This window comes from Enterobacter sp. BIDMC93 (genome assembly GCF_001037805.1).
In the GTDB taxonomy this organism is placed as follows: domain Bacteria; phylum Pseudomonadota; class Gammaproteobacteria; order Enterobacterales; family Enterobacteriaceae; genus Enterobacter; species Enterobacter hormaechei_C.
This window is the reverse complement of sequence record NZ_KQ089962.1, coordinates 2,772,364-2,792,033: the sequence shown is the minus strand read 5'-3', so window position 1 is coordinate 2,792,033 and position 19,670 is coordinate 2,772,364. Positions and strand designations below refer to the sequence as shown.

General features: G+C 54.6%; 18 protein-coding genes and 1 pseudogene. 6 read left to right on the top strand and 13 right to left on the bottom strand.

All coding sequences use genetic code 11. From position 1 onward, the window contains the following. Nucleotides 1-107: 107 nt before the first annotated feature. The 6 genes and pseudogenes from SK58_RS13075 to SK58_RS13050 all read right to left on the bottom strand — a co-directional run bounded on the left by SK58_RS13075 (nt 108) and on the right by SK58_RS13050 (nt 3,869). The gene (locus SK58_RS13075) at nt 108-743 is read right to left on the bottom strand and encodes a DUF421 domain-containing protein (protein WP_015570517.1); all 636 of its coding nucleotides are present in this window, start codon (nt 741-743) and stop codon (nt 108-110) included. A gap of 9 nt (nt 744-752) precedes the next feature. Then, a complete protein-coding gene (locus tag SK58_RS13070) occupies nt 753-1,199 on the bottom strand; it encodes a DUF3290 domain-containing protein (RefSeq protein WP_047717513.1) in 447 nt (148 codons plus the stop codon). Nucleotides 1,200-1,476: 277 nt separating this feature from the next. Further along, a pseudogene (locus tag SK58_RS13065) lies at nt 1,477-1,956 on the bottom strand (hypothetical protein); the annotation flags it as partial. Between the two features lie 180 nt (nt 1,957-2,136). Further along, nucleotides 2,137-2,622, bottom strand: coding sequence for a GNAT family N-acetyltransferase (locus SK58_RS13060; RefSeq protein ID WP_003857133.1), 486 nt, complete (start codon nt 2,620-2,622; stop codon nt 2,137-2,139). Next, on the bottom strand, nt 2,610-2,876 hold the full coding sequence (locus SK58_RS13055) for a type II toxin-antitoxin system TacA family antitoxin (RefSeq protein ID WP_003857131.1): 267 nt from the start codon (nt 2,874-2,876) through the stop codon (nt 2,610-2,612). Before SK58_RS13055 ends, SK58_RS13060 begins: the two co-directional genes overlap by 13 nt. A 63-nt stretch (nt 2,877-2,939) precedes the next feature. Continuing rightward, on the bottom strand, nt 2,940-3,869 hold the full coding sequence (locus SK58_RS13050) for a LysR family transcriptional regulator (RefSeq protein WP_048220042.1): 930 nt from the start codon (nt 3,867-3,869) through the stop codon (nt 2,940-2,942). A 129-nt stretch (nt 3,870-3,998) separates the two neighbouring features. On the opposite strand from SK58_RS13050, the gene SK58_RS13045 reads away from it, so the two are divergent. Continuing rightward, nucleotides 3,999-5,381, top strand: a complete 1,383-nt coding sequence (locus SK58_RS13045; protein WP_047741273.1) for an MFS transporter — start codon at nt 3,999-4,001, stop codon at nt 5,379-5,381. A gap of 21 nt (nt 5,382-5,402) precedes the next feature. On the opposite strand, the gene SK58_RS13040 is transcribed toward SK58_RS13045, so the two are convergent. Genes SK58_RS13040 through SK58_RS13030 form a run of 3 tightly spaced genes read right to left on the bottom strand, consistent with a single transcriptional unit; the run spans nt 5,403 to nt 8,113 of the window. Continuing rightward, nucleotides 5,403-6,398 carry a DUF2891 domain-containing protein gene (locus SK58_RS13040; RefSeq protein ID WP_047728495.1) on the bottom strand — a complete coding sequence of 332 codons (996 nt, stop codon included), beginning with the start codon at nt 6,396-6,398 and terminating at the stop codon, nt 5,403-5,405. A 9-nt stretch (nt 6,399-6,407) separates the two neighbouring features. After that, a complete protein-coding gene (locus SK58_RS13035; protein ID WP_017382341.1) occupies nt 6,408-7,394 on the bottom strand; it encodes a DUF979 domain-containing protein in 987 nt (328 codons plus the stop codon). Next, a complete protein-coding gene (locus SK58_RS13030; RefSeq protein WP_048220039.1) occupies nt 7,391-8,113 on the bottom strand; it encodes a DUF969 domain-containing protein in 723 nt (240 codons plus the stop codon). The genes SK58_RS13035 and SK58_RS13030 overlap by 4 nt, the downstream gene beginning before the upstream one ends. 224 nt (nt 8,114-8,337) lie before the next feature. On the opposite strand from SK58_RS13030, the gene SK58_RS13025 reads away from it, so the two are divergent. Beyond that, entirely contained in the window at nt 8,338-8,886 is a 549-nt protein-coding gene (locus tag SK58_RS13025; RefSeq protein WP_003857118.1) for a winged helix DNA-binding protein, read from the top strand. On the opposite strand, the gene glgX is transcribed toward SK58_RS13025, so the two are convergent. From glgX to treZ, 3 genes are read right to left on the bottom strand one after another with little or no spacing between them, the layout of a single operon-like run. Beyond that, entirely contained in the window at nt 8,883-10,958 is a 2,076-nt protein-coding gene (glgX, locus tag SK58_RS13020; RefSeq protein ID WP_048220037.1) for a glycogen debranching protein GlgX, read from the bottom strand. The two genes, SK58_RS13025 and glgX, sit on opposite strands and share 4 nt — an antisense overlap. A gap of 15 nt (nt 10,959-10,973) precedes the next feature. After that, entirely contained in the window at nt 10,974-13,442 is a 2,469-nt protein-coding gene (gene treY, locus SK58_RS13015; RefSeq protein ID WP_048220035.1) for a malto-oligosyltrehalose synthase, read from the bottom strand. Next, nucleotides 13,439-15,226, bottom strand: coding sequence for a malto-oligosyltrehalose trehalohydrolase (gene treZ / locus SK58_RS13010; protein ID WP_048220034.1), 1,788 nt, complete (start codon nt 15,224-15,226; stop codon nt 13,439-13,441). The genes treY and treZ overlap by 4 nt, the downstream gene beginning before the upstream one ends. A 131-nt stretch (nt 15,227-15,357) precedes the next feature. Between treZ and SK58_RS13005 the strand changes: the two genes are divergently transcribed. The 3 genes from SK58_RS13005 to SK58_RS12995 all read left to right on the top strand — a co-directional run bounded on the left by SK58_RS13005 (nt 15,358) and on the right by SK58_RS12995 (nt 17,966). Then, complete coding sequence (locus tag SK58_RS13005; RefSeq protein WP_032653615.1) at nt 15,358-15,885, top strand: GNAT family N-acetyltransferase; 528 nt, start codon at nt 15,358-15,360, stop codon at nt 15,883-15,885. Nucleotides 15,886-15,996: 111 nt separating this feature from the next. Further along, the gene (locus tag SK58_RS13000; RefSeq protein ID WP_017382335.1) at nt 15,997-16,881 is read left to right on the top strand and encodes an SDR family oxidoreductase; all 885 of its coding nucleotides are present in this window, start codon (nt 15,997-15,999) and stop codon (nt 16,879-16,881) included. A 107-nt stretch (nt 16,882-16,988) separates the two neighbouring features. Next, the gene (locus tag SK58_RS12995; RefSeq protein ID WP_048220032.1) at nt 16,989-17,966 is read left to right on the top strand and encodes an MBL fold metallo-hydrolase; all 978 of its coding nucleotides are present in this window, start codon (nt 16,989-16,991) and stop codon (nt 17,964-17,966) included. Between the two features lie 117 nt (nt 17,967-18,083). Here the strand turns inward: SK58_RS12995 and SK58_RS12990 are convergent, their stop codons facing one another. Beyond that, entirely contained in the window at nt 18,084-18,668 is a 585-nt protein-coding gene (locus SK58_RS12990) for a nuclear transport factor 2 family protein (protein WP_015570507.1), read from the bottom strand. A gap of 109 nt (nt 18,669-18,777) precedes the next feature. Between SK58_RS12990 and SK58_RS12985 the strand changes: the two genes are divergently transcribed. Beyond that, nucleotides 18,778-19,659, top strand: a complete 882-nt coding sequence (locus SK58_RS12985) for a LysR substrate-binding domain-containing protein (protein WP_045334886.1) — start codon at nt 18,778-18,780, stop codon at nt 19,657-19,659. Nucleotides 19,660-19,670 lie beyond the last annotated feature (11 nt).

The following is a 19,670-nucleotide window of genomic DNA, read 5'->3' as shown; positions in this document are numbered from 1 at the left end:
CTCAAATATTTGCTCTGTGCCAGGAGCGGACGTTAATGTCAATATTCTCAGGCGGAGGCACACCAGAAATGGCTGCCTCCTGATAAAATGGTGTTATTGTTTGGATGTTATTTTTCATATCCGTATAAATTAATCCTACCTGACAAGTACTCACCTAAATATACTTCACTAATTTTACTGAAGCCTTTCTTTGTAACTTCAGTTTCTAACCATTCACTGTCTTTATTAAGGATTTCTAGCAGGTCATGGTTGGCCAAACCGTCCACTATAATTGGATAGCGTATATTTTCATCGCCACTTTGTATGATGGTTAATTGCCCATTTTGTTCGAGAACGACGCGTTTTAGTTGTTCTATCTCATAAATTCCATTTGCTCTTAATTTGAACATTAGATCATTTGCAGAAACACCATTCCGTAAACACTCCTTAACATTAACACTGCCATTGTGTACTAAGGTAATCGGTTTCCCATCAATTATCCTTTTAATTAATCGATTGTTTTCCTTCAGGAATTTAAGAGCGAAGACCAAAAGAGTCCATATGATTAGTACCAGAATAAATTGAAGAACCGATATAGATTCGTTGTAAATTACGCCTCCTATAATTCCCCCCAGCACATAGTTTTGAACCTGGTCCATTGCAGATGAGGGGGCCAGATTTCCTTTTCCCATAAGATTTATTTGAACAATTAAACACAGTATCCCCAAGCCCAACTTTATAATGATAGGTAAATAAATTATCATTTCCACACCTCAGTTTGTTATGATTTCTATTTCTGGGTTTACTAACGAAACCTCTACTAAATTGTATGTTTTTTGATCCGGGCTCAAATTGACGCGATAAAAAACATCACTAATTTTAACGATAATGCCATCAGAGAGTTGTACGGAACTGGAAAATATAGCATTTACATTCACATCATTTTTTTGTGATAGGAGCCTAACAAAATTAACCATTTGCGAGGATTGGGAATGTATATTTTGACTATCAGTATAATCAGCATACTGAACACCAGAAATGAAGAGCAAAAACAAGAAAACTATGATTGTTAAGTCACGATATTTGGTTTGCAGGCGATGACGCATATACAGGCTAAAAACAACGATCAAGATAAATAAAGTACTAAATATAACTATGTATTTTAAATAGTCATTGATATTAGACTGCATTTGTAGATAATCTATGCTATAAAATTTCATATAAGTTCATTCCCTAACCCCTCAAAACCACATTTTATTATAGTAAAACATTTCCATTTATTAGTTATCAGCTGAAATTGATCATTATCCTTAAGCCAACTATGTTGACTTGCTTGTTATGACTCAAGTCATCTCAATGTTAGTAGCATTCAGAACTTCCGTTCTTCGCTCATGTCGGGCATTAATCTTTCTTCCATACAGGTCACTCACTACCGGAAAAAGAATTCAGAGTATAAATAATCTTCTAACGTTTGTCCTGAACCAGCTTAATAAACTAAGGAATCTGCCCGAGGCGCTTGTTGTCCACGATAGCAGCCTAATCAATTTCCTGAATACGATTATAAGTGGAGTAGGGAAGGATGACTCCGTTTAGCCTGAGTTCTTTCCGGCCATCCGGGTAATGCCAGACCTCAATGTACTTCCCAATATTTTGACAGGTGAACATCGTGCAGTTCTTCGTGTTCCTCGCTGGCAGCGTAGGCCCAAAGTCAGTATAGCGTTCGCGGATAATATTGAATGCGTACCGGGCAAGACCATCCGGTAGTTGATTATTGCCGGGTTTCCCGCGACGACGGCCAGCCATACCCAGTGGGCCAGATTCATTGTAACGCAACAGAAGGCGTTGGCTGTGACTGTCTGAAATATCAAGGCGCTGCGCGGCCATCAGTGTGGTCAGAGGCTGGACGACAACGTCCTGAATGATTTTGAGTCGGTTAACTTTGTCCATAGTGAAAAACTCCGCTGCGTGTGCCGTCATAAGAATCCCTCGATGGTGAATCTATGTGATGTACACTTAACTTATCCTTATCCCAGAACGGACATTACAATTTTGCTGTTACAACCTTAGTGCGCATAATGTATATTATGTTAAATTGGATATTATGAAGCCTATCCCTCGTCAGATAAGCCCATCGCATTCCACCCCTTCCCTTTGCCTCTACTGGGGAAGCCGGAGAAACAGTGTCCGTTCCTGAGTCTGCGATGCTTTAAAACCATGGTGGATATAAAACGCTTTGGCTTCCTCAGTGAGTGCATGAACCATGATCGCTCGCACCCCGATATTCTCAGCTACCCGATAACAGCGTAAAACCGCATCGTGGAGTAAATCGGCTCCCAACCCGTTTCCGCGTAACGAGACATCGACAGCCAGACGGGCAAGAATAATCACGGGAATGGGATCCGGCATGTTACGCCGCAGATTCCCCGTCGCTTGCGTATGGTTAACACTGCCGGTAGCCAGCGAGTAAAATCCCGCGACCTGCTTCGTGCCCGTTTTACAAACGACAAACGTTCGGGCTGCGCCGAGCGCCTGGTTTTTCAGACCTCTTTGTTTTAGCCATTCGTCAAGCACGGCCTCTCCACTGACGAACTCCGCCAGTTGATGAACGCTGGATAACGGCTCTGGTGCTGTTACACGTCCCACTGCGGTTTCCTTGCCAGCAGTTTTTCTATGGCCGGATCGTCCGCGACCGGGGCATCTAGCATGTCAATGAACTCGGCATACTGTTCATCGTTAAAATTGAATACACGCCGATCGAGGATCACATTCTCGGCTGCCTGACAGGCCATCTCCAGAATGAAGTCCGTGCGTGATTTATGGAGGATCTCTGCGGCGGCATCAATAAGCGCCCGCTGGGATTCTTTGGCTCTGAGATTGAGTTGAACATCTGATTTCATAGGTATACCTCTTGTATAGCAATTGCTTTACAAGCATAGCATAAGCGGTGTGTATAGCAATCGCTATACAGAGCCCGAAATTATGTCTGACCTCTCCACACCGCATATCGCAAGAATTTGCTCTCTCAGCCAGCGGTGACCAGGGTCGCGTTCCATTCTTGGGTGCCACATCTGCGATACCGTAATACGACGGCTTTTGAACGGCAGCTCGAAAACGTGTACCTGGTCCGTTACCTGCTGATTGAGTAAATAGAGCGCGGGTATCATGGCGATAAGATCTGATTCCAGCGCCACGGACAGCGCCGTCGGAAATCCCGGTACGACGCTCGCGATTTTACGTTTTGTCCCCAGTTCGGCCAGCGCATCGTCAACGGAACCGTGCAACGCGCCCTCGGGTGACGCTACCACATGGCCCCAGGCGACATAATCCTTCACGCCTATTTCTGCCTGCTTAGCCAGCGGGTGTCCCTTACGCACGACGCCCACAAACCGATCCTCAAACAACCGTTGCAGCCGTATTTCAGGCCCCATATTGCTCTGGACGCCAATCTCCAGATCAACCAGCCCTTCCCGAAGATAGCGCGACGTTTTTTCCGGCTTAGGCGCGAAGCGTATACAGACGTCCGGCGCGGCGTCGGCCACAGCCGCTATGAGCGCAGGCCCAAACGCCATCACAAAACCATCGTTTGCCCTGATGGTAAAAAGACGCGCCAGACTTTGCGCGCTGAACGTTTCAGTTGAGGGCTGCAATACCGCCCTCGCCTCGTGCACTGCACGCCTGGCGCGATCCCGGGTCGCTTCGGCCCACGGGGTCAGTACCATGCTACGCCCGGCGCGCACCAGGATCGGGTCGCCTGTAACGTCGCGTAACCTGCTTAATGTCCGGCTCATGGCCGAGGTGCTGAGATTCAGCCGACGGGCGGCACCTGCGACACTCGCTTCGCTCAGCAATATGTCTAGTGCAATCAGTAAATTAAAATCAGGATCGGTCATAGCGCTCATTCCTGTTCATTCAGATAAGGCGTTTCGTGCAACGATAAAGTGCAAATGGTGCGCCTTCCGCCCTGTAAAAGCCATCTTTATAGTTTTGTCATCCATACACTCTTCTCAGAGGACAACATAATGACGCTCTTTTCCAGTCAACCCGGCGACGAAGGACTTCCCGGCCCGGCGCGCGCACGGGTGATGGCCGCAATTATGACCACCACCTTAATGGGCGTGTTTGATGGCACCATGATCAACATTGCCCTGCCCTCCATGGCTCAGGAGATGCAGGTACCTGCCAGTATTGCCGTCTGGTTCGCCAACGGGTATCTGCTGGCGGCTGCGATGACGCTGGCGATATTCGCGGCGCTTGCGGCCCGCCTGGGTTATCGCCCCGTATTTCTGGCAGGTCTGACGACCTTTACCCTGACATCACTGGGTTGCGCGCTGGCGAATACACCCGAAGTGCTTATCGGTATGCGCGTGCTTCAGGGGATCGGCGGCGCGGCGACGCTGAGTATTGCCCCCGCAATCCTGCGGTCCGTATTTCCCGGGCGATTGCTTGGCCGCATTCTGGGGTTGCACGCCCTGCTCATCGCCTCCAGCTCCGCTATCGGCCCGGTATTGGGCGGGACGATCCTTCACACCCTGAGCTGGCAATGGCTGTTTGCGATAAACGTTGTTCCCGGCACCCTCGCCTTACTGCTGGCGGTCAAAGCGCTGCCGCGGGATGCGGTTCGAAAGCAAGCGCCTTTCGACACCCCGGGCGCCATATTGTCGGCGCTGCTGTTGGGGTCGACGATCATGGCGGCGAACAGTCTCCAGGACTATCATCCCGGTAGCCTTTGCTGGACAATGCTCGCTGCGCTGAGCGGCATGGCGTTTATCTGGCAGATCCGCCGCGCGGATAACCCCTTACTGCCGCCGATGATGTTTAAAAATGAACGTTTTACCCTCGCGGCCTTCACGTCGATGATTGCTTTTGTCAGCCAGGGGATCACCTTTATTGCGCTGCCCTTCCTGTTTCAGAGCGAATACGGCTACAGCCCGGTGTTGTCTGCCCTGCTGTTTACGCCGTGGCCGCTAGGGATCGTACTGATTGCGCCGCATGCAGGCCGGTGGGCAGACACGATTTCAGCCCCGGCGATATCCACCCTGGGGCTGATGATTTTTGTCGTCGGTTTGATCCTGCTGGCAACATTACCCGACCGCCCTTCAGTGTGGGATATCTGCCTGCGGAGTCTGGTGTGCGGAGTGGGGTTTGGCTGCTTTCAGAGTCCCAATAACCGGGAAATGCTCTCCAACGTTATTCGTGAGCATGCGAGCTATGCATCCGGTGTTTTATCCATTATGCGCACGTTCGGGCAGTGTCTGGGCGCCGCCGCCGTGGCCGTTCTGCTGGCCGCAGATGAAAGGTCAATTCATGTTGCGCTGTGGGTCGCCGCCGCAGCTTCTGCGGTAGCGGTCGTCGTCAGCGCGAGCCGGTTGCGTAAAATCACTCATCCTGCGGAAACAGGATGAGCACGAAAATATAACTAAGCGCTACTCCAGCGCCAGCAGCGCAAAACTCGCCAGCCAGTGGCCGCCGCTGTAGTGGCTGCCGACAACATGCTCCACGCTTGCCGAGAGATGGCGCGCAACGGCATCCTGTAACGCCTGCTGCGCCCGGTGGTTTTCCGGCAGAGCACGGGCAATGTGCTTCATACACCACGCGCGGCTGAGGTTAAGCCCGTCCAAATGTGCGATTTTCGGGTCGGTGCGGTCGCTTACCTCAGCCGGGTTCATCAGCGCTGAAACGGCACCCACTTCAGGCAGAAACGCATCGAACCAGGCCGGGAAATTCTCTACCACCTTACTCATCAGTAACGCCTCGGTCAGCGCCCCGGAGATATACTCGTCGCCGCCCGGCTCATAATGCGCCGGATATTGCGTGTCCGTATGATAAAAGCGCGTCGCCGCGTCCAGGATCGCCTGTTCAAGCCCGTCATCCGTCACCGCCCGGGCATAATCCAGCCCCAGCGCGAGCGCAAACGCCGTGTTGTAATGTGTTCCGACGCGGATGGGATAGGTAAGCTTGCTGAGGTAATCCACCAACCGCTGGCGAATATCCCGCGTTAACGGTTGCAGCGTCTGGTACCAGCGCTCCGCCTGTGGCAGTGACGACTGTTTCAGCTCCTGCGCCAGCGCCAGCAGCCAGCCGTAGCCATAAGGCCGCTCAAACGACGCGCGGAACGGCGCGGTAAAATAGGCCAGCTCCTTCGCCACCTTCTCGTCGGTCAGGTGTTCTTCGAACAGAGTGATGATCTCTTCCCGGCACGGCAGTTCGGGCCAGAGACGCAGACAGCGCAGCAGCAGCCAGTAGCCGTGCACCGCAGAGTGCCAGTCAAAACAGCCGTAAAAGATCGGGTGCAGCTCGCGAGGCGGCAGAACGTCGCCGTCATCGTTGAGCAGATGCATAATGTGGTTCGGGTATTCCTGACGTAAATAGGTCAACGGCATTCTGGCGAAGGCGTCAGCCTGATGTTGCGTTAATTCCATTGCAGCTCCTTAGCGAAACACGAGGAAATACATTAAGAACACGTTCACCACCAGCAGGGTTAACGCGGTCGGGATCTGGATCTTGATAACCTGATATTTGTCTTTTAGCTCCAGCAGCGCGGCGGGCACAATGTTGAAGTTGGCGGCCATCGGCGTCATCAGCGTGCCGCAATAGCCAGCGTACATGCCGATAGCCAGCAGCGGCGCCGGGTTACCGTGATGGACGTTAATCAGGAATGGCAGAGCGATACCGGCGCTTAACACCGGGAAGGCTGCAAAAGCGTTACCCATGATCATGGTAAACAGCGCCATCCCCACGCAGTAAATCACCACCAGCATGAAGCGGCTGTCCGGGTTCACAAACAGGCTGACCACCTTTTGTACCGATTCGCCGGTATTCGCCACCACAAACACCCCGCCGAGCATGGCCAGCATCTGCGGCAGGATCACCGCCCAGCCAATGGTATCGACCAGCCGACGCGACTGACGCACCGCATGCAGCGGCGTACCTTTTGTCAGCCACCAGCCGGTAAGGATAGCCGCCACGCAGGCCACGCACAGCGCCGCCAGCGTAAGCTGTTTCTGGTCGAGCAGATAAACGCCGCCAATCGACACGCCTTTCAGAAACAGCGTCCCGATGACCGTTACCACGGGGATCATCAGTGCCGGTAAAAACAGCCAGTTTTTCAGCCGGTTCGACGAGGCAACACGCTCCTCCTCGGTGGACATTTTATAATGCCCCTTCCCGACCAGCCCGAAACCGGCCAGCAGCGCAATCACGATAACGGCGCCGCCAATAATGCGATACGCCAGCGACTTACCCAGCTCCTGCACCATCAGATCGCCAAACAGGAAGATCCCGCCGAACAGAAACCAGAACAGCGCCGTGGTATAGCGTTTCGGGTTAGCGCGGTCGCGAAGGGTCATCACAACCAGCAGCATCACGACGAAGCCGATCAGGTAATACACGCGGTTAATGGTGATGAGGGTCATCATGGTGCGATCTCCTGCGTACCCTGCTCTGCTTTCCAGGCCATCACGTCGCGACGAATGCTGGCGTCGAGGCGCAGCAGACGCGTCATATGGATGATCAGTGCCGCAATAGCGGTCGGAATGGCCCACAGGCCGATATGCAGCGGTTCGATCCCCTCGATCCCGTTCTCTTTCAGGAACGCGTCAATCAGCAGTACCGCGCCAAAGGCGATAAAGATATCTTCCCCAAAGAAAACCGCGATATTGTCACACGCGGCGGCATGGGCTTTGATTTTGTCGCGGATAGTCTGCGGCAGTTCGCCGTATTCATTCAGGGCCGCCCCTTCCGCCATCGGCGCCAGCAGCGGACGCACCGTTTGCGCGTGGCCGCCAAGGGACATCAGGCCCAGCGCAGCCGTCCCTTCGCGGGCAACAAAGTAAAGCATCAGGATACGCGCCGAGGTGGCGCTGGCGATCTTCGCGACCCAGGCCTGGGCGCGCTCTTTCAGCCCGTAGTACTCCAGCAGGCCAATCACCGGCAGGATCAGAATGAAGGTGGCAAGCGATCGGCTATTCACGAACTTTTCGCCAAAGGTTTCCAGCAGCATACCGAAATCCATGCCAACCAGCAGGCCCGTCGCCAGCCCCGCCACCACGACAACCAGCAGCGGGTTGAAACGCAGTGCAAAACCAATAATCACCACCGGAATCCCGATAAGTGGCAACAGTGTAGAACTGTCCATAAACGTTACCCTATCCAAAGTGAGCGTTGCGCGCCGACGGCTATTTTTTATACTTCGCAGCAGAGCGAAGCCGGTGCATTACGGCGCGCGATGTTGTGTTTTGCGTCAGGCTCCACAGAACCTGCACTAAAAAGCTATATCTGAACGTCAAAAACATGTAAACAATTTATCAATAAAATGTTCTTATTTTATCGACGGGTTTACATTTCGGGGGAAGGATCGTTATGACAGTAAAGAAAAAGACGACAGCGTTAAACCACGACGATATTGCGGACGGGCGAATCGTCTCCTCCCGTCATCTCGTCTCAGAGCGGTGTGCTGAATTATCAGAGCTGGAATATGCGCTGATCATGACCAGCAATGCGTTTAACAAATGGATGGTGCGCTGCATGACCGCTGCGGGTGAACCGGATATGGGGGCCTTTGACGTTTCGCTTCTGCACCATGTGAATCACCGCAACCGCAAGAAAAAGCTGGCCGACATCTGCTTTGTGCTGAACGTGGAAGATACCCACGTGGTGACGTATGCGCTGAAAAAGCTGGTCAAGGCGGGATATGTCACCAGCGAGAAAGCCGGAAAAGAGCTTTTTTTCTCCACCACGGAGGAGGGAAAAGCGCTGTGCATGAAGTACCGGGAGGTGCGGGAGGCCTGCCTGATCAACATTCATGCGGAAAGCGGCATTCCGGGAGCATCAATTGGCGAGACCGCGCAGTTACTCCGCGCGATCTCCTCCCTGTATGATACCGCCGCACGCGCGGCGGCCTCGCTTTAAGGACGGCGGAAAAGCGTCATACTCCGCCCGGCCAGTTCATAATCGACGGATTCCGTGATGATTTCCCCTGTGGGGGCCTCATCCGCCGTCGAAAGCTCTAGCACCCAACCCCCTTCGCCAAACTGCGGGATCTGGAATGGCACCGTGCCTTCAAACGGGTTAAACAGCATCAGCACGTCGTGCCAGACGCCCTCTTCCTGCTCAAGATCGGGACGGCTGATGGCAAGACCAAGGGTGGAGCCCTCGTCCCATTGTTCCGACTGCTGCGGTCCGCCACCGGCGTTAAACCAGCGGATCTCCAGCCCGTCGCGCCAGTTCTCACGTCGCAGCAGCGGCTGCGTCGCGCGCAGGGCAATCAACCGACGGGTAAAGTCGCGCAGCTTCTCGTCGTTTTCAGTGAGTCCTTCCCAGTTTACCCAGGAGATCTCGCTGTCCTGACAATAGCCGTTATTATTGCCCTTTTGCGTCCGGCCAAACTCATCGCCTGCCAGCAGCATCGGCGTGCCGTGAGAGAAGAAGAGCGTGGTGAGGAAGTTGCGCTTTTGCCGCTCGCGGGTGGCGATGATATCCGGATTCTCCGTCGGCCCCTCTTCGCCGTAGTTATACGACCGGTTATCGTTATGTCCGTCGTTATTATCTTCCCCGTTATCGGCGTTATGTTTCTCGTTGTACGACACCAGGTCGTTCAGCGTGAAGCCGTCATGCGCGGTAATAAAATTGACGCTGGCCCACGGACGACGCCCGCGCAGATCGTACAAATCACCGGACCCTAACAGACGGGCGGCAAAATCGTTAGAGACGTTATCCCCCTTCCAGTATTCACGTACCGTATCGCGGTATTTGTCGTTCCACTCACCCCAGCCAGGCGGGAAGCCCCCCACCTGATACCCGCCGGGGCCGATATCCCACGGCTCACCGATGAGCTTCAGCTTCGACAGCACCGGATCCTGGGTCACGGCATCGAAGAAGCCGCCGCGCGGATCGAACCCCTCCGGCTCACGTCCGAGAATGGTCCCGAGATCAAAGCGGAAACCATCAATCTGCATCGATTCCGCCCAGTAACGCAGGGAATCCATGACCATCTGCAATACGCGCGGGTGTGAAGTATTAACGGTGTTCCCGGTGCCGGTGTCGTTGATGTAATACCGGTGCTGATCCGGCATGGTGCGGTAATAACAGAAGTTATCAATTCCCTTAAACGACAGGGTTGGCCCCAGCTCGTTGCCCTCCGCCGTGTGGTTATAGACCACGTCGAGGATCACCTCGATGCCCGCGTCATGATAGGCACGCACCATGTCGCGGAAACCCTGGATCCCCGCCGGGCCGTAATAGCGGGACGCTGGCGCAAAGAAACCGAGCGAGTTATAGCCCCAGAAGTTTTTCAGACCGCGATCGAGCAGGTGCTGATCGTCAGGGAACCAGTGAACCGGCAGCAGCTCGACCGAGGTAATCCCGAGGCTTTTGATGTACTCCACCGACGCTTTATGCCCCATCCCCTCAAACGTACCGCGCAGTTCAGGCGGAATAGCCGGGTTAAGCTGGGTAAAGCCTTTTACGTGGCTCTCATAAACCACGGTATGCGGCCACGGGATATCGGGTCGGCGGGAGTCTTGCCAGTCGACGGCATTGGGGTCGATGACCTTACATTTGGGCGTAAACGGCGCGCTGTCTCGCGTATCAAAGCTGAGATCCAGCTCATCGTGTCCCAGCTCATAGCCGAAGTGGGCATCGTTCCACTCAATGTCACCCACCAGTTCATGGGCATAGGGGTCAATAAGCAGCTTATTGGGATTGAAGCGGTGACCGTTCTCCGGATCGTAAGGGCCATACACACGGTAACCATACAGCGCCCCCGGTTTCAGATCCGGCACATAGCCGTGCCAGACCTCATGGGTATATTCCGGCAGTTCCAGGCGGGCTATTTCTGTTTTTCCCGAAGGATCAAACAGACACAGCTCTACCCGCTCCGCGTGGGCGGAAAACAGAGCGAAGTTCACCCCTTTCCCGTCATAATTTGCGCCCAACTGCTGGCCATGACCGGCCCGAATTTCAAACGTTGTATCCTTTGGCATTTTTGTTCTCCTCGATTAGTCGCAGGTAAGCAGAACCAACAAACATCCCTTTTCAGACGTTAAATCCAGCGTCTCTGGCAGAAGGCGGCGCTCACCGGTAAACAGATCCCGGTAGTGCTTCCCGGCCAGCTCCTGGGGTATGGCCACCGTAGTATTGGCCCACAGCATCGCATTGTCGGTGACGTCAAACACCAGACGCGGCACGGCGACGATCAGCGCCTCGTCATCTTTTATGCGGGCATAAACGATCAGATTCTCTTCCCGCTCGCCGGTCACCTTCAGCGGCAGCCAGTCGCCGTAGCGGAAAAGCGCGGGGTAATGCGGCCGCAGCCGTAACAGCGTGGCGGTGACGTACTGCTTCACGCTGCCGTCTCGCCAGCGTTGCGCATCGTTAAAAATGGTTCCATCCGCTACGCTGAGGTTTTCCGCCAGCGCGGTGAAATCCGGTTCGCGGCGGTTATCCGGGTCGACCAGGCTGAAGTTAAGCCCTTCGCTGCCCTGGTAGATGTCCGGTACGCCTGGCGCAGTCAGCTTGATCACCGTCTGGCTCAGGCTGTTCATTAACCCAGCCCGAATAAACGGCTGGAGTGCGGCACTGAAATCACGCAGGAACAGGGTGTTATCCGGGGAGAGCAGATGGCGCACGTAGTCCAGCACCACGCTCTCGTACCCTTCGTTGCTGTCGATCCAGTCGGTACGCTGCTTGGCCTCGCGCAGGGCTTTCTCAATAAAGCCGAGGAAACGCTCTTCCAGTGACTTAAGACCATCACGATCGTCAGGTGACAGCGTGGCTGGCCAGACGCCCGCCAGCGCCTGGAAGATCATCCAGGTGTCGGCGGCGTTCGGCGCGGTGCCGTCGTTGAGGAATCGAACCTGCGTCTGGTTCATCTGGCGCCAGCGCGCCAGGTTTTCCCCCCACAGATCTGGCGCTTCCGTCAGCGTGTATAGTCGCGCTCGCGCATCCTCGCCGCGTTTGGTGTCGTGGGTGGAGGTTCCCAGCAGCGCATCGGGCTGGCGGGCAAGACGAATGCGCATCTCCTGGTGAAAACGGGAAAGTGAAAATGCGCGCGGCGTCGGGTCGGCGCCGACTTCGTTCAGGGCCAGCTCCAGGTTATGGCGGAAGAACAGCGTATCCTCTACCGATTTCGCCATCAGCGGCCCGGTCAGTTGCTGAAAACGGGTGCGGAAAAGCGAGGCCAGCGCGTGGTCATCCTCCGGCAGATCGCCGGTAAGAATACGCACGATCAGGCTGAGAGCGGGTTCAGAGGCGTTGACGCTGGCGACCACGCGGCTGAGCAGCGCCACATCCGGTGGCGTCAGCCCCTTTCCGGTGCCGTAGGTGCGATACACCGGAAACGCGATAAGCAGCTCGCGCAGGGCATGGCGGATATCCTCATGCTCCATTTCGGCGCCGTTATGCCCGGCCAGCTCGCTGGCGATTTTGAGCAGCGTGGTAAATTCACCTTCAAAATTACGATCGGTCATCAGCCCTTTGGCTTTGCGAAGTTCCGCCTGCCTGTCCACGGTCGTACCCAGCGTCTCGTCGTAGAGCGTCTCCAGTCGCGAGAGGTTGGTATCATCCACCAGCACTTCCGCCAGCGAGGCAATAAACTCATAGCCCGTAGTACCCGAGACCGGCCACTCCGGAGGAAGCTGTTCCCCTTTGGCGAGGATCTTCTCTACCGTGATGTAGCAATCCGGTCCGGTCGCCGCACGCAGGCGCTCCAAATAGCCCAGCGGATCGGCAAGCCCGTCCACATGGTCAATGCGCAGGCCATCGACAACCCCGGCGTGAACAAGCTCAAGGATCAGGCGGTGCGTGTCTGCGAAGACCGCCTCATCCTCTACCCGCACGCCGACCAGCCCGGTGATTTCAAAAAAGCGCCGCCATGAAAGCTGTTTCGGCGCTTCCCGCCAGGACATCAGCCGCCAGCTTTGCGCCTCGTGGATCTCAGCGATGCTCTTGCCTTCGGCATACGTGCCGGGATTAAGCGGATAGGCGGTATCATAGTAAACCAGCGCCGCGCTGTTGGTGACACTGTCACGTTTTAAGGTGATAGCCCCCCGCTCCAGCTCGGCTTCAAAGGTGTCGCCAAGAAACGGCAACGTCAGCGGTCGGGACCAGTCGATATCAAAATACGCCGCATAGCGGCTCTGCCTGCCTTGTTCTATAACATCGCGCCACCAGCGGTTTTCCAGCGAGGTCGACATATGGTTAGGAACGATATCCAGAATCAGCCCCATCCCCGCCTGTTTCAGCGCCGCCGCCATGCGGTCAAACCCTTCCCGCCCGCCAATCGCCGGGTCGATTTCGTTGGGGTCGGTCACGTCATAGCCGTGGGTGGAATCCGTGGTTGCGGTGAAAACAGGCGACGCGTAAAGATGGCTAATTCCAAGGTCTTTCATATACGGAATCAGGTCCACCACGCGATCGAAGGTCATGCCGTTGCGAAACTGAATTCGGTAAGTAGAGGAAGGGATCATAGCGCTGCTTCTCCATCAGCTAAGCGAACAACAATGCTGTTTGGCGGCAGGTTATCGACTGCCTCCGGCCAGCTAAAGATCGTTTTTCCGGGCAGGTTCGGTAAGGCGAGCGGCTTTTTGCCGATATTCAGCGCCAGCGACAGCGTACCGGACGGGAAACGCCAGCTCACGGCAACCATGCCGAGCGCCGTTTGCAGGACGTTACCCTCCACGGCGCCCCGCTGTTTCAGTAGCGGGACGATAAAGCGCTGACGCAGCGCAATCAGTTCGCGCGTAGCGTGCAGCCACGCCCTGCCTTCCTCCGTGTCTGCCTTGTTCCAGTCAAGCTTGGACCGCATAAAGGTATTTACGTCATTGGGGTCCGGTACGGTTTCATCGTGCCCGGCATGGCCGGTGAACTCTTTCGCGCGCCCTTCCCGCACGGCTTTCGCCAGGTCGCCGTGGAAGTCGGTGAAAAAGAGGAACGGATGCGTTTCGCCATACTCCTCGCCCATAAACAGCAGCGGAATATGTGGCGACATGAGCAGCGCCGCGAACAGCACACGCGTTTTATCCGCGCCTGCCAGAGAGATAAGCCTCTCCCCCTGGGCACGGTTGCCGACCTGGTCGTGATTCTGAATAAAATCGACAAAAAACTGCGGAGGTTGCTCGCGACACTCTACCCCGCGCGATTTTCCGGTCTGAAGCGAGATTTCCCCCTGGTAGACAAAGCCCTCTGCCAGCGCCCGCGCCAGTTTTTTCTCCGGCTCAAAGGCAAAATCCTGATAATAGGCGTGTGACTCCCCGGTCGCGAAGACATGCGCGGCGTTGTGAAAATCATCATTCCATTCGGCGGTGAAAAGCGGCGTCTGACCATGCTCATCGCGCGGATGCAGGAAAATCACGTTGCGACTGTCTTCGGTGGTCAGATGGATATGCCGATCCGGAAATGCGTCGCGGATCCGTTGCGCTATCTCGGGAAGAATATGGGTCTCAGCGTCGTCATGGATCTGGTCGATGGCGTCGAAGCGCAGACCGTCAAGATGATACTCCGAGAGCCAGAATAACGGCGCCTCGGCGATGTATTGCCGGACGGCCTCAACCTCATAGGCAATACCGTTGCCCCACGGGGTCATACGATCCTGATGGAAAAACGCTGGCGAGAGCAACGGCAGGTAATTACCTTCCGGGCCAAAGTGGTTGAGTACGATATCCAGCACCACGGAAAGCCCGAGCGCGTGGGCGGCATCAATGAAGGCATGAAAATCATCCGGTGTGCCATAAGCCGAGTGCGGGGCATACAGCAGTACGCCGTCATACCCCCATCCGCGCGCGCCCCCGAACTGGGACACGGGCATCACTTCCAGTTGCGTAATACCCAGCCCGGCCAGATAAGGCAGTTTGTCGATGGCCGCCCTGAAGGTTCCTTCCCCGGTGAAGGTGCCGATATGCAGCTCGTAGATCACCGTCTCTTCCCACGGTCGTCCTTGCCATTCCCGCTGAGTGGGCTGGCTGCGACGCGGGTCGATCACCACCGACGGGCCGTTGACGTCAGCCTGCTGCGCGCGTGAGGCCGGATCCGGCACCGCCATTCCATCCTGTAAAACAAACTGATAGGTCGTACCGTGCCTGACGCCGGGCACGTCAATCTGAAACCAACCGTCGCCCACCGCCGCCATGGGAATGTCGGTATCGGTTAAACGTAATGTGAGATCTTTCTGCCCTTCTGCCCAGACGCGAAAACGTACAACGTCATCGGAAATAAACTCAGCACCCCAGTGCCTGCGACATGTTCTGAATTCCATTCATTGTCCTCGAATGACCACATTTTACGCGGAACGAAATACAAGCTTAGACCAGGATCTACAGAGTGTTATGCCAGCAGGGGATGCCGCTTCGTCTATTATCTATTTATAACTCCCACTTAAGGAATACTATGCATATTCGAAAAGGATTAAGTACAGACCTCGCCCGCCTTGAATGTTGTGATTTTTCTTTCAAGGTTGATGAGATTGCCAGAGAGCCATTTCTCAATGGTGATTTGCATATCGAGGCGCTGACCGAACCTTATCTTAAAACCTATGAACTTGATCTCCAGACGCTGGAAAATCATTGCGTTAATCCGGATTCAATATTTCTTATCGCCGAAACGGATGACGGTGAAATCGCCGGTTTTATTACCGCGTCCTGCAACTGGAATAAATTTATTTCGGTGGATTACATTGCCGTGGAGCGTTCAAAACGCCGTACGGGCGCGGCGCACAAGCTGATGTCCGCCACCCACGTCTGGGCGCGAAGCCTCAATGCGCCCGGGTTACGGCTGGAGACGCAGAACGTTAATGTTTCTGCCTGTCAGTTCTATCGTCACTATGGGTTTATTCTCGGCGGTTACGATCGCTACCTTTACAACGCCCTGCCGGAAAAAGATGAGGTCGCCCTTTTCTGGTATTACATGCTGGCTTGAGAAAATATTTTATATCCGCTACCGGAAGATAGATTTGTCTGAATTTGTCAATTTTGCCCGCTTACGTTTAATTAACGACTAATCTTGGAATTCACTATTAAGGAGGCCGGTATGTCTACAGGAAATAATCACACGCTGCATTACCCTCGTCCACCGTTTGCTGAACAACCGCAAAGGGCCCCCGGGCTGGCATCGGAAATGAAGCCAATACCGGATCACGGTGAAACAAGTTATATCGGATCAGGCAAACTGGCAGGAAAAAAAGCGCTGATTACCGGCGGTGATTCCGGAATTGGTCGCGCGGTAGCGATCGCCTATGCCCGTGAAGGTGCAGATGTGGCTATTGGCTATCTCCCGGAAGAGGAGTCCGATGCGGCATCGGTCATTGCGCTGATTCGGGCCGAAGGCCGTAAAGCGGTCGCCATTCCCGGCGATATTCGCGTGGAGTCGTTCTGCGATACGCTGGTGGAAAAAGCCGTCGCGGAACTGGGTGGCCTGGATATCCTGGTGAACAACGCCGGACGCCAGCAGTACTGCGAATCGATCGACGATCTCACCACGGCAGATTTCGACGCGACGTTTAAAACCAACGTCTATGCCCCCTTCTGGATCACTAAAGCTGCGCTGCGCCATTTGCAGGAAGGCGCCGTGATCATCAACACCACTTCCGTTCAGGCGTTTAAACCGAGCGCGATCCTGGTGGACTATGCGCAGACCAAAGCCTGTAACGTGGCCTTTACCAAGTCTCTGGCTCAGCAGCTGGGGCCGCGTGGCATTCGGGTGAATGCCGTCGCGCCAGGTCCATACTGGACGCCTCTTCAGTCCAGCGGCGGTCAGCCGCAGTCCAAAGTTCAGAAGTTCGGGGAAGATACGCCCCTGGGCCGACCGGGCCAGCCGGTTGAAATCGCACCGCTGTATGTGCTTTTTGCCTCAGATACCTGCTCATACGCCTCCGGACAAGTATGGTGCTCTGATGGCGGTACCGGCGTGCTGTAAAGCATCCTCTCAGACCTATCCATTTCATGGATAGGTCACATTCACTTCCCTGCTGTTCTCAAAAATCTCAGTTGAACTATGATGAACTTACTATTGAGGAGCCCATCATGTTTACTGTGAAAAAACTTGCGTTATCAACCCTGTTGACCGGTTCGGTTTTATTCTTTCCCGCGATCCACGCGGTGGCCAGCGTTCCGCAGCATGTGGTGAAACAGCAGGCCGGCGGCTACAGCGTTCAGGTTGGCGATACGATTGTCACCGCCTTTACGGACGGCAGCGTGCCGCAGGACCTGCACGCCTTACTGCGCCGGACGACGGCGGAAAATACCGATGCGTTACTGGCCAAAAACTTCCAGGCCAATCCGGTGGAAGCATCGATTAACGCGTTCTATATCGCCATCCCCGGCCACAAAATTCTGGTGGATACCGGTTCCGGTCAGCTCTTTGGCCCCGGCAAAGGCGGGCGGCTGATTGAAAGCCTGGCGACGCAGGACATCAGGCCGCAGGACATCACCGATATCCTGATCACCCACGCGCACTCCGATCATGCAGGCGGCCTGGTCAAAGACGGTCAGCGCGTATTTACCCGCGCACAGGTGTATGTCGGCAAACCGGATATCGATTTCTTCTTTAACGACGAGAACCAGAAAAAATCTGGCTATGACCAGAACTACTTCGACGTCGCGCACAAGACCTTAAAGCCCTATCTGGATGCCGGAAAAGTGAAGACTTTCTCCGGGACGGAACAGCTTCTGCCGGGCATCAGTGGTACGGTTCACCCGGGCCACACCCCAGGGTCCGCGTTCTACACGCTGGAGAGCAAAGGTGAAAAAATTACCTTTGTCGGCGACATCATTCACGTTGCCGCGGTTCAGTTCCCACAGCCCAACGTGACGATTGCTTACGATGAGGATCAGGACGGAGCCGCCCGGGTACGCAACGCAGCGTTCGCTGAGTTTGTGAAAAACAAAGATCTGATTGCGGCGCCACATCTGCCTTTCCCCGGGATCGGGTATGTGAAGAAAGGTGAGCGGGAAGGCTACGCGTGGGTTCCGGTGACCTATACCAACCGGGACGCGCAATAAGAGAGTCTCTGCGTCCCAGGCTAAATATTTCAACCTGGGACCGCTATCTCACGCCCAGGGCCCCGCGGCCGGGTATTAACCAGCCGGCGAAATCTGTTCGGCCCTGCGCTCAACCTGTCAGACAGCCAGCCATTTTTTTGCGTTCGCTTTCATATTCGCTTCTAGTTCACTGTCACGCGTGGCAAATACGCGGCCGAGGGGAAAACCGCTTTGTTCCAGCAGATAAGCTAGCGCGGCATATTCCCGCGGATAGTTGGCAGCAATTTTTGAATCAATCTCAACCGGGCCCAGAGGAAAGGTGAAAATACCCATGTCGTAGATGCTCTGACGATGGAACAGCTTCCATACGCCCTCTCTCTTTTCTGCCAGATCGTAGAAACGATTGTGGCATTCGCATCCAATATTAAGTTTTATATTCTCAGCGATGATCATCGCATTGGTTTCAAGAATCGCTTTGTCGCCGCGGTCGTTAAAAGTGACGACGGGCGAGCCAATCATATGTTTTGTGCGCAAATCTGAAGCGCCCATACGCATGGAACCCTCGACAAAATCGCTCGCGAGCCCTTCGAACCACGTAATTTCGATTGTGCCGTCCGGATGAAAAAGATTACGCAGCTGCTCCCATTCGCCCAGGTCGCGGTGCATCCAGCCATTCATGAGGTCGTTAAGATCCTGACGGTCTTGCAGTTGGTGAGTTTGCATTGTTTGATTCCTGTATGAGTTGATGCGTTCAGTTTGGCCGTGAAGCGGTTTATACTCAAATATATATATTTTACTAAACAATCATTTTTAATGATGAGTCAGGGTGGCAATGGAACTCCGGCACTTACGCTATTTTTTGGCTGTTGCAGAAGAAGAGCATTTTGGACGCGCGGCTGAGCGACTCAATATTGTTCAGCCTGCGCTCAGCATGCAGATTAAAGCCCTTGAAACCGAGTTAGGCGGTCCGCTGTTTATCCGCTCCAGCCGTCGTGTGGAACTTACTGAGGCCGGATCGCTTCTTCTCAGCGAAGCCAGACTGATGCTGGAACAGATGGAACACACGCGTCTGGCAGTCCAGCGTGCGATACGGGGAGAGACAGGACGTGTACGGGTCGGTTTTGCCGGGAACGCCATTTTTAGTGGCAAAATGATTACCGATGTACGTCGCTTCCGTAAAACCCATCCGGATGCAGAAGTCACCATTCAGGAAATCGCTCCCCAGAAACAGGTAGCTGCGATCCTCGCAGGGCATATTGATGTCGGTTATACACCGGATAACAGTACGACAGCCGATCCGCAGATCAGGGTGCAGAAAACCGGAAACTGGGAGATGATAATCGCAATGTGTGACGATCATCCCTTAGCCATCCATCCGCACCTCTCCGTTGAAATGCTCGCCGGTCATCCCCTGGTCCTGTACGACGCGCATGACGCCAATGAAAATCTGACTGTGCTGCTGGCGCAGCAGCTCGGGGATGGTTTTTGCGTGGCACATCGTTCAAACAGTACGCTAAGCGTTCTGGCATTTGCCGCAGCCGGGCTCGGTCTGGCGCTGGTTCCCGCCCCCCTGCAACAGGTGCAAATACCCGGACTGATTTACCGCAACCTGAATGCTCAGGCGTTGACCGCAAATCTGGTCATGATCAGCCGCATGCAGGAGCCAGGTAATGCAGTGACTGCTTTTCTGGCAATGGCTAACCTTCCCTGTTGAACAACGGCAGC

What these genes read in the sequence shown, in the direction of transcription:
- SK58_RS13075 (WP_015570517.1), bottom strand. Translation starts at nt 743, where the DNA reads ATGATAATTTATTTACCTATCATTATAAAGTTGGGCTTGGGGATACTG.
- SK58_RS13070 (WP_047717513.1), bottom strand. Translation starts at nt 1,199, where the DNA reads ATGAAATTTTATAGCATAGATTATCTACAAATGCAGTCTAATATCAAT.
- SK58_RS13055 (WP_003857131.1), bottom strand. Translation starts at nt 2,876, where the DNA reads ATGAAATCAGATGTTCAACTCAATCTCAGAGCCAAAGAATCCCAGCGG.
- SK58_RS13050 (WP_048220042.1), bottom strand. Translation starts at nt 3,869, where the DNA reads ATGACCGATCCTGATTTTAATTTACTGATTGCACTAGACATATTGCTG.
- SK58_RS13045 (WP_047741273.1), top strand. Translation starts at nt 3,999, where the DNA reads ATGACGCTCTTTTCCAGTCAACCCGGCGACGAAGGACTTCCCGGCCCG.
- SK58_RS13040 (WP_047728495.1), bottom strand. Translation starts at nt 6,398, where the DNA reads ATGGAATTAACGCAACATCAGGCTGACGCCTTCGCCAGAATGCCGTTG.
- SK58_RS13035 (WP_017382341.1), bottom strand. Translation starts at nt 7,394, where the DNA reads ATGATGACCCTCATCACCATTAACCGCGTGTATTACCTGATCGGCTTC.
- SK58_RS13030 (WP_048220039.1), bottom strand. Translation starts at nt 8,113, where the DNA reads ATGGACAGTTCTACACTGTTGCCACTTATCGGGATTCCGGTGGTGATT.
- SK58_RS13025 (WP_003857118.1), top strand. Translation starts at nt 8,338, where the DNA reads ATGACAGTAAAGAAAAAGACGACAGCGTTAAACCACGACGATATTGCG.
- glgX (WP_048220037.1), bottom strand. Translation starts at nt 10,958, where the DNA reads ATGCCAAAGGATACAACGTTTGAAATTCGGGCCGGTCATGGCCAGCAG.
- treY (WP_048220035.1), bottom strand. Translation starts at nt 13,442, where the DNA reads ATGATCCCTTCCTCTACTTACCGAATTCAGTTTCGCAACGGCATGACC.
- treZ (WP_048220034.1), bottom strand. Translation starts at nt 15,226, where the DNA reads ATGGAATTCAGAACATGTCGCAGGCACTGGGGTGCTGAGTTTATTTCC.
- SK58_RS13005 (WP_032653615.1), top strand. Translation starts at nt 15,358, where the DNA reads ATGCATATTCGAAAAGGATTAAGTACAGACCTCGCCCGCCTTGAATGT.
- SK58_RS13000 (WP_017382335.1), top strand. Translation starts at nt 15,997, where the DNA reads ATGTCTACAGGAAATAATCACACGCTGCATTACCCTCGTCCACCGTTT.
- SK58_RS12995 (WP_048220032.1), top strand. Translation starts at nt 16,989, where the DNA reads ATGTTTACTGTGAAAAAACTTGCGTTATCAACCCTGTTGACCGGTTCG.
- SK58_RS12990 (WP_015570507.1), bottom strand. Translation starts at nt 18,668, where the DNA reads ATGCAAACTCACCAACTGCAAGACCGTCAGGATCTTAACGACCTCATG.
- SK58_RS12985 (WP_045334886.1), top strand. Translation starts at nt 18,778, where the DNA reads ATGGAACTCCGGCACTTACGCTATTTTTTGGCTGTTGCAGAAGAAGAG.